We start from the raw sequence: 9,702 nt of genomic DNA on the forward strand, positions 1-9,702 counted from the left end.
TCCCGGCCAGCCGCGTTCCGTTTTAACAAACTTCCAATAAACTGACCGGATCGCTTCCACCTTTTTATTCGGAAATCAAAATTTGAGAGTAATTTTCTTTTCTTGATTTAGAGGAATTCCTCGCCTTAGTTTTTCTTCGGGTAATGTCATAAGAGAGAATTCAACTAGAGGGGATTGGTCATTAACACGCTCTTCCATCGACTGTTTAGTATTGATGAAGGAAAACAAAAAAACCGCTTTTTTTGATGTTGAAGTTTCATCGGAAGCGTCCAAAATCCATTTGCCGTTAGTAGGTTGAAACAAAGAGAATATGTACTTCCTGATCTGAGGATGTAATGGCGATAGAGAATTTTCTAAAATCTCAAAATCGTTATAACTACCATCAAGATTAACTGTAAATATCACGTAACAATCGTAAGAATGGGTTAGAAATGAAATTTTATCTTTACTCTGATTGTTAATACTGTCAAAATATGCATTCAAATTATCTTCGGGATAATCTTTCAAGGACAACCCATTATTTTTTTGGGCTAAACCGATAACAGTAAATAAAAAGAAAGAAATTAATAAAAAAGTCTGTTTCATAAGTTAGGTTTTAGCAAAAAGGTACTCCCAATATAGCTGCTCTATATTTTTGGGCAATATCTATTGCATTTAAAATGTTTTGAAAATAGGTTGTAATAGAAAAAGTATTTTTAATGGCATTTATTTCACCCGTACCTGGGTCACGGTAAGCTTCATCTAATCCATCCATTCCTAGAGCTATTGCTTCATGATCGTCTATTAAAGGAAACAATTCTTTTAAAGATTCTCTAATTGCCAAAGGAATTTTATTTTCAAACATATAAACATGATGATTTTTTGACGTTTGCGAGTAATTTCCTGTAACAGTTAAATCAGGACGCCGAACAAGAAGAATTCCATGCATTAACTCATGTAAAATTACAGCTGAAACCCATTCTCGTGAAGAATTCTGAAACATTGATGGATTCAAGGCAATTTGAATATTATTTGTCCCATCCGGTAATATGCTAATTGTGGTCTGTGCTGGCACCGGCAACCCATTATTTCCAACTAACGCATTATCCTCAGTGTAAGTTGCCTTAAACTTTTGTTGTGTCCCACTTGGATTTGTAAAATTTTGGGAATGATAGGTTCTTAATATGAAAGATTTATGTCCTATTACCCCCAGGGAAGTCAAAACCGCCGTGAGACATGGATCATCAATACCAGATAAATCAATGTTTGTTATTGTTGCTGGTGCTACATAAGGTGGCGGATCGTCTTCAACAGGAATAGGAGTCCACCCACCACCGCCTCCCCCGGTACAAGGTGTATTTCCCCTTGCTCCTATTGGGCCCCCACAAGGGGGAGGATTAGGGACTCCTCCGCCGCCGCCTCCACTTCCTCCGCTACCACCACTTCCTCCGGTTTCAACCATTCCTGTCCAGCAATACATTACATTTAAAAATTTTGTACAATAAGCTAAACAATGATCACAAGCTCCTCCGATACCCCTACACTGACCTGGATTAGGGCATGCGTTCCAGGATATTTCTGTAGGAGAACAATACTCTACTGCTACTAAAAGGTTATCGCTAACAGTCAACTGAATTGAATCAAGCATGATTCTATCTGCTGATCCGTTGGAGTTTCTAAATAATGCAGAGTCAATAATTTTAAAATTTTTATACCCAAAGACGACATAATCAAGAGTCATAAAGAAGGTCGCAAAATTTTCAGCACTATCATTTAGTTGTTCGATATTATTTTCGAAAGTTGTGTATTCCCAATCTGATTTATAAAAAAAAGTGGTATCTGTATTATTTATTTTAATAACCATTGCAGAGTTAACGTAGTTATCTTCATCCCTTACAAATGGTACAAAATATGTTTGCGAAGTAGAATCCAGGGATCTTTCAGAAATAGTAGTAGGACTTTCTTTGGTTACCGTTTTATCCCATCTTGGATAACCTATTAAAGCAACTGTAGGTATTACAAAATTAGACTTTAAGTTTTCTGATCTTAAAAATGAAATAATTTTTTTCTCCCGAACATTTGTTGTTCGATGGGAATTAAAAAATTTACTTTCAATGTCATCAGAATTTACCCGTGGTTTTGAGTTGTCTTCATTCAATTTTTTACATGAATTGATACTGATAAAGCTCATGAAGAGCATCAGACACCAAAGCAGTTTTGGGTTCGCTTTCATATAGTAAGGGTTACAGATTGACTCCTACCTTCAGTTTAGGTGATGGTCGGATTATTACACCTAACCAAAGACTATTTGGTCGTTGATTATCCCAAAAATAAGGATTGCAGTAAAAGAATGCTTGCACATTTCAACTTTTTCTATTTGAAAAAAAAAGCTTATTTAAACTCACAGGCTTTATTAAACTGAGTTGCCGGGAGGCCACGCCACGGCATTCAACTTGCGAAAACTCTTTTGTTAGTACTGCTGGCCGTGGTTGGTGGCCGGGAGGTGCAACATTGCAAATAATAAATAACCAGTTTATACAACGGCTCGTTCTTCCCGTCTTTCCGGCAAAACCTCCCGCTAAATTCCTGGCTAAAATATCCGCGGTGAAAATTGCCCCGTCGCCGCGGCGTGTCCTCCCGGCCAGCCGCGTTCCGGTTTAACAAACTTCCAATAAACTGACCGGATCGCTTCCACCTTAAATATTCGCTTGCGCCCATGGCAGGCCGGGAGGCCACGCCACGGCATTCAACTTGCGAAAACTCTTTTGTTAGTACTGCTGGCCGTGGTTGGTGGCCGGGAGGTGCAACCATTGCAAATAATAAATAACCAGTTTATACAACGGCTCATTCTTCCCGTCTTTCCGGCACCTGATTTTCGCCGTTGGCCCGGAGACCAGACGGCGGCATCCTCAAGGTATCGTCCTTCGCGGAACTCCTGCAAATTGCCGTGGCAATCCATCGCAAAAAATAGTGTTCAATCTTTCGGATGTTCGTATATTTAACCAGGAATTGCCCCGGCTTTTAATTGGAAACTCTCTTTCGGCCGCGGCGCATTTCAACAGTTGCCTGATAATATTCAGCTACCTAGGCAGCTGCCCACCAACTTCAACTCAACAGCACTGTTCATCCTTTACCACGCATTGGCGGAGGTAATGTTATGTTCAACACATTGGGGCATCATTTAAAAAACATTCAACATGAAAAAGATCTCCTGTGTTCTTAGCTTTTTGTTGATAATGGGTGCCGGCTTTGGCCAGGTACCTTTAGACAGTATTAAAGCCATCATAAAAAGAGAAGTGGCCAACAAAAGAAGCAAAAGCATTATTGTAGGGATTATCGACAGTAGCGGCAGGCATATTTTTGCCGAAGGCATCATCAGCGATGCACACCCTGTGGCCCCCGATGGCAACACGCTGTACGAGATAGGCTCTATCACCAAAGTGTTTACCTCGTTGTTACTGGCCGATATGTCGGTGAAGCATCAGCTGAAACTGGAAGATCCCATTTCCATGTTTCTTCCCGCATGGGTAAAAACACCGGTAAAAAACGGGAAGGAAATGTCGTTGCTCACTTTATCAACACACCGCTCGGGCATGCCGCGGTTTCCTTATAATGTGGATCCCAAAAATTGGGACAATCCCTATGCGGATTATACCGAGAAGCAACTGTACGAATACGTGTCGGGGTTTGAGCCCGATGTAGACTTCGATACCAGGTGGCGCTATTCCAATACCGCCTATGGCTTGCTGGGAAATATCCTTTGCCGCGTAGCGGGCAAAAATTTTGAAACATTGGTAAAGCAAAGGATTGGAACACCGTTGCAGATGAACAATACGGTGGTCACGCTCAACAAAAAAAGGCTCGCTAACATGGCTATCGGGCATACGGAATACGGGCAGCCTACCGTGTTTACCGATCTTGCGGTATTGGACGGTGCCGGCGCCCTGAGGTCGGATGTAAACGACCTGCTCACGTTTGCCGAAGCTAATCTTGGAATGCTGGCAACCGGCCTGTACCCGGCTATGGAGCTTACCCATGTGGAGCAGGCAAAAAAAGATGGGAATGACAATCTCTACACCACCATGGGCTGGACACTCTCCAAAAACAACGGCAATTACCTTTTATACAAAGATGGCGGAACAGCCGGCTACCGCACCTTTTTAGGCATCGATAAAAAAAACAAGATCGGGGTGGTGGTGTTATCCAACTCCAACAATTCTGTAACCGATATCGGCTGGCATATCCTCGATTCTTCCATAAAAGTAGAAGCCTATCGGTATCCCTGGGCATTACTGGATACCCTGAGGGCAACTATAAAAACGAATGGGCTGAACGCCGCGGTGGAACTCTACCAACAACTAAAGGCGGGAAAAGATAAACAATACGTGTTCAAAGAAAATCAGCTCAACTATCTCGGGCTGGAACTGCGGCGTGCCGGCAACATAAAAGATGCCATCGGTATTTTTGAACTCAATGCCCGCGAATATCCTAAATCTGCGGGGCCGCTCGAAAGCCTGGGCGAAACCTACAAGCGCAATAATGATAAAAAAACGGCCATCGGGTATTTTGAAAAAGCGGCGGCATTGGAGCCCCGCAACCAGCATGGGGCATACATCCTGCAAAAGCTGCGGTGATGCAAATGGATGGGAAAAGAAAAACCGTGAGCGACCTTGTTTGTTAACACCATTACGTTGATTGTTTGCCTCCGCTCTGATCTTTATATCTTAATTTGGGTTAAATATTTACCAATGCCACTCGAAATAGAACGCAAATTTTTAGTCCATCACCAGCAATGGCAGCAGCTTGAGAAGCCTGCCGGCGAATTATTCCGGCAGGGCTATATCCTCACCGATGCGGCCAAAACCATTCGCGTGCGCATTACCCCTTCTACCGCCTTTCTTACCATCAAAGGGCTTACCACCGGCATCAGCCGCCCCGAATACGAATACGAAATACCCCAACACGAAGCCGCGGAACTGCTCGACCATTTTGCCATAGCAGAGCTATCAAAGATCCGGTACAAAATAAAAGCAGGTGGGCACCTATGGGAAGTAGATGAATTTCTGGCCGGTAATGCGGGGCTGATAGTAGCCGAAATTGAACTAAAAAGCGAGGAGGAGAAATTTATGGTACCTGCTTGGATAGCAGATGAAGTAACAGAGGAAGAAAAATATTACAATGCCAACCTCACCACGCACCCCTACAGCAAATGGTAGCAAAAAAATTAAATGGGTTAAGCCTGAGTTACCCGAAGTGTCGGCGATTTCTCCTTCCCGTCTTCCCGGCATAAAACCCATCCTTAATTCTTAAATCCATTGTTCAGCTGCTTCTCCGTTTCGCGGGTGATCTGCTCCATGTTCTTCTTGTGCTGGTCGGCATCCGATAGTTTGGATGGCGTGTACCGGGCAGGGGCTACATTGTAGTTGGGCATGGGGGTGCGGTTTTGCGAGCCGCCGCGGCCATAGGTTTGCTCCCACCACTCGTTGTACTTTTTGGTTTCTTCGAGGGTAGCGGTAGAAGTGTAGGTAGGTTTATCCAGCGTTTGGTAAGTGGCGTCAGCAAAGGGGGCGGTGCGCCGGTAGTCGAACAGGCCGTAAGAGCTTTCTACCTTTTTATTTACATTGGCGAGGTTGGTTTTAGCATCTTCATTGCCGTATTCTATCGCGGCCTTATACCAGGCTTTGGCATTTTTTACGTCGTTGTCGTTTTTGGATTTGATGCCCAGCTGGTTCATCACCTGTGCGTTTTTGGCATGGTTGAGCACCAGGAAAATTTTGTAGGCCTGCGGACTGAAGTTTTTGAGTGAGGCGGTATCGAGACCGAGGATAAACTTCTGGTTTATTTCGGCTTTAGGAAAAGAATAGAGCAGTTTACCATCGTCGATCCATTTGCAGCTTTCGCTTACCGCGTATTCGGGGGCATAGCTGATCTGTTTGCTGATGCAGTAATATAAAAAGCCGGAGAGGTATATCTGCGAAAGCTCCAGCCTGTCACCCACGGTTTCATAGCTGTAGATATCCTTGTAGTTGTTGCTGTTAATATAATTATGCAGGAAATAATTGTAATATTCAACAGCGTGCAGAAGGTCTTGCGGCTCGTTGGAATCTTTGAGCAGCCGGGCTACATACCGGTACTTCTGGTTATTTTCCCGCGCCCAGTTTTGAAACGATCGCTGAAACCAGCTGGCATCGAGATTAAAAAACTCTTCCACGAGTTTATAGCGCTCGGGCATGTTGTCTTTTTTTACCACGGCTTCCTTGTAACGGTTGAGCAGGTCGCGGTATTTTTCGTAATCCGATTGTGCAAAGGAAATGCTGCCCGAAAACAGCAGTATCAATAACAAACATATTTTGATCTTTTTCATAGCCATTCTATAAGTGCGTTTAAAAGGTAATTTAAAAAACTGAATGACCGGCGGCATTGCAGTGCATCAACAGGCCTCACAAATTTTCGTACTTTTTTTCTTCCCGTCTTCCCCACTCCACCTTTTCGCCGCAGGTCTGGGAACCACGCGGTGGCATTGCAGTTGCATCAATGTGCCTCACAAATTTCGTACTTTTTTCTTCCCGTCTTCCCGGCCCCCCGGTTTCGCCGCAGGTCTTGGGGAGTAAGCGGCTGCATTGCGGTTGCATCAATGTGCCTGCACAAAATTTCGCATTCCTTTTTCTTCCCGTCTTCCCGGCACCCCCTTGCTCATTTCCTCGGTAAACGCCCGTTCGCCCCGGTAAGTGCCGCCCGGTTTCCATTTGCCCGGGCTATTTTTGTGTGGTAAAACAGATCGGGTATTTCGATACCCTCCAACACAAAAAATCAAATCATCATGCAACTATCCATCCTGTTCCTCGCTGCCACCATCCTCGCTTTTGTAGTAAACAGGATGTGGATGAGCCCGAAGTCTTCTCCCAATAAAGGCCTGGGCGCCCTGGCAGATTAAGCCATCCCTCCCGGTTAATTTATTTGCGTATCCATGTTTCGTTGATGGTGTGGCGCACCATCACGTATTCTTTATTGTACCAGTAAAAGAACACCACGCAATTGTTTTTTCCATCAATGATCATTTCGTACTCGTTGCCGGCATCGCTTTTTACCTTCATGGTGTAGGAGTTGGCGTTTTCGTCGTATTTATATTCCAGTATATCGTAGTGCGAAGAGATGGTGGGGGTGGTGTGCTCAAACATCGAGAGCTTCTTGTCGAACTCAAGCGTAGTGGCACCCTTATCGGTGCTGGTAACATTCCATTTTTCATTTTTAGCGTCCCATATACCATCCTGCCTGTAGTTGGTGGTGATGGAAAGTTGTGCCAATACGGCGTTGGAAAATACCATGAGGGCGAGTGCAAAGATCAGCTTCTTCATAATAGTAGTATTAGGTTAGGGCAGGGGTTGCTGCCTGAGTTTGGTAATGATGTAAAAGTAACAGCCGCAGGCAAAATATGCCATACCCTGCGGACGGTATTTATTTTTTGCGGCGAAGACGGTTTGCCGGGAAGACGGGAAGAAAAATGATTTGTATGGCTTGTTACTATTTTTACTCCCTGTAATTTGGCTTTTCTTCCCGTCTTCCCGGCACCTCCTTTTCGCCGCAGGCCTGTGCACCAGGTGGTGGCATTGCGGTGCATCAATAAGCCTCACAAAACCCCGTACTTTTTTCTTCCCGTCTTCCCGGCATCTCCTTTTCGCCGCAGGTCTGGGCACCAGGTGGTGGCATTGCGGTGCATCAATAAGCCTCACAAAACCCCGTACTTTTTTCTTCCCGTCTTCCCGGCACCTCCTTTTCGCCGCAGGTCTGGGCACCAGGTGGTGGCATTGCGGTGCATCAATAAGCCTCACAGAACCCCGTGCTTTTTTCTTCCCGTCTTCCCGGCAAACCCTCTCCGGGTAACGGCAAAAAAAATATCCCGCTTTTATGGTATAGGCAACAAATCACCCGGGCGATACTTTTATCCCATGAAATCAATCTGCACATTACTGTCAATTTTTTTGATATCGCTTACCGCGATGGCGCAGCCCACTAACAACAGGGGCTGGTACGAACGCAAGGATGTAGAGAACGTACAGGTGGGCTGGATGAACACGCTTACCTTTAAAGAACCCGCCAGGCCCTTTGCACAATACGGCTGGAGCTACCCGGCCAGACAAACAGAGTGCACCCAAAAGTTCATCACCTGGATACAGCAGAGTTATACCTGCAAGGGGTTGCTGGGCGAGCCGAAGCTGTCGGTACTGGCGCCGGAGCCAGCATTGCCCAAAACCAACAGCTCTTACGGACTCGGCGAGGCCGAAAAAGATAACCGCAAGGCTTTGCCCAATACATATGGTGGCTATGTAAGGTTTCACCACAACCTGGTAAAGACGGCCACCAAAAAATTTGCCCCCATGAATGGCAACATGTCGTACATGACCCTCAATATGATGGCCAATAATGTGGAGCTTTTCACGCGGCAGATCATTTCACTTTCAGGCGAAGACGAATATTACTGCACCATGCCCCGCTACAGCAAAGGAATGAAAGGGGAATTTGACAGGCCACACAATGAAGAGCTGGCCCAATACCGCAATTTTACCAATAGCCCGGCGCTAAAAAAATACGATCACTATTTTGTACCGGGGCAGGCACTTTCGGGCAGGGGCGCATTTTATGTAATAGTGATGACGAAAGACAGGCAGCCACTGCCTTTTGAACAGGTGACCATCGGCGAATTTCTCACCCGCCTCGAAAGCAGGCTGCCCACGATGTACAGCCTTGCCAAAAATGGCGGCAGCCAGCTGCCCGACCTGATGGAAAAAGCCAAAGCTGGCCTGCAGGAACTCAAAAAACAATTTAAAGACTATCACGATAAGTTTGCCTACTTCCGCGGCCTGCACGAAAATGCAGATATGATAGACCTGGCCAATATAGACGCGGGCAAACCCATCACCTGGCTGAAGACTGAAGCCGAAAGTAAAGAACGGGATTACGGCTCTTCCAACTATGCGCTGCTCCGCCTCAAAAAAGGCGTGAAGCAAGCCTGCGCCACCGGTGGCCCGCAATGGATTGTCTTCCGGATGGAAGCCATGATAAACGAAGCCGATGCAGGAAATACAGAACTGATGGACAACTTTATCAACCGCTTCAATTACGATTATGTATACGATTATTATTTTGGGAACGATAAAGTGATAACCCCTTATCAGCCTCATGCGTATGTAGCCGCGGAGGAGAAAAATAATAACCAGGCCCCGGCTGTTTTATCCGAAACGGCGAAGAAATATGCGGCAGACAGGTCCATCGCATTTTATGAAGATTTTTCAGGGGTAGCCATCGATGCGGCCCCCGCCGCCTGGACGAACGAACGCAACCAGTCGGGCGAAACGATAGGCGTGAAGGAAGTGGCCGGCATTGGTGGAAAATGGCTGAAGCTGCAGAAAAATGCAGCCCCCAGACAATTCAATACCATAAGCGGCGATTTTGAATTCAGCTTTGATGTGATGGTGCAAAAAGGCGATGTACCCTGGGGTACGCCCGGCATACGGCTCGACCTGAAATTTGGCTCGGGCCAGGGCGATAAAACGTTTGCGGTAGATGTATCGCCCGGCGACATGAACCGAAAAGACGCCGCCGGATGGGTGATGCTCACCATGCCCTCTTCGGGCTGCAAGATCGGCAACTATTATTCCCTCCCCGATTTCACGGGCAGCAAACCCATCAATAAAGTAACCATCACCTTTAAAAAGAAAGGGGGCA

At 45.7% G+C, this 9,702-nt stretch carries 8 protein-coding genes; 3 read left to right on the plus strand and 5 right to left on the minus strand.

Features of this window, described 5'->3' with window-relative positions:
* Positions 1-75: 75 nt before the first annotated feature.
* Positions 76-585 carry a hypothetical protein gene (locus EGI32_RS18745; RefSeq protein ID WP_255156106.1) on the minus strand — a complete coding sequence of 170 codons (510 nt, stop codon included), beginning with the start codon at positions 583-585 and terminating at the stop codon, positions 76-78.
* 10 nt (positions 586-595) lie between these two features.
* On the minus strand, positions 596-2,212 hold the full coding sequence (locus tag EGI32_RS18750; protein ID WP_255157122.1) for a hypothetical protein: 1,617 nt from the start codon (positions 2,210-2,212) through the stop codon (positions 596-598).
* A 964-nt stretch (positions 2,213-3,176) separates the two neighbouring features.
* On the opposite strand from EGI32_RS18750, the gene EGI32_RS18755 reads away from it, so the two are divergent.
* Together EGI32_RS18755 and EGI32_RS18760 are read left to right on the plus strand one after the other, a co-directional pair.
* Complete coding sequence (locus tag EGI32_RS18755; RefSeq protein ID WP_255157124.1) at positions 3,177-4,613, plus strand: serine hydrolase; 1,437 nt, start codon at positions 3,177-3,179, stop codon at positions 4,611-4,613.
* A 114-nt stretch (positions 4,614-4,727) separates the two neighbouring features.
* Complete coding sequence (locus EGI32_RS18760; protein WP_255157125.1) at positions 4,728-5,195, plus strand: CYTH domain-containing protein; 468 nt, start codon at positions 4,728-4,730, stop codon at positions 5,193-5,195.
* Between the two features lie 83 nt (positions 5,196-5,278).
* On the opposite strand, the gene EGI32_RS18765 is transcribed toward EGI32_RS18760, so the two are convergent.
* From EGI32_RS18765 to EGI32_RS18775, 3 genes are all read right to left on the minus strand, one after another.
* Entirely contained in the window at positions 5,279-6,343 is a 1,065-nt protein-coding gene (locus EGI32_RS18765) for a hypothetical protein (protein WP_255157127.1), read from the minus strand.
* A 589-nt stretch (positions 6,344-6,932) separates the two neighbouring features.
* A complete protein-coding gene (locus EGI32_RS18770) occupies positions 6,933-7,334 on the minus strand; it encodes a hypothetical protein (RefSeq protein WP_255155485.1) in 402 nt (133 codons plus the stop codon).
* A 15-nt stretch (positions 7,335-7,349) separates the two neighbouring features.
* The gene (locus tag EGI32_RS18775) at positions 7,350-7,808 is read right to left on the minus strand and encodes a hypothetical protein (RefSeq protein WP_255157128.1); all 459 of its coding nucleotides are present in this window, start codon (positions 7,806-7,808) and stop codon (positions 7,350-7,352) included.
* Between the two features lie 117 nt (positions 7,809-7,925).
* Between EGI32_RS18775 and EGI32_RS18780 the strand changes: the two genes are divergently transcribed.
* Positions 7,926-9,702, plus strand: a 1,777-nt coding sequence (locus EGI32_RS18780; protein WP_255155455.1) for a hypothetical protein, incomplete at its 3' end; no start/stop codon positions are given.

Origin of the sequence: Ferruginibacter sp. HRS2-29 (assembly GCF_024343615.1) — a bacterium.
Classification (GTDB): domain Bacteria; phylum Bacteroidota; class Bacteroidia; order Chitinophagales; family Chitinophagaceae; genus Ferruginibacter.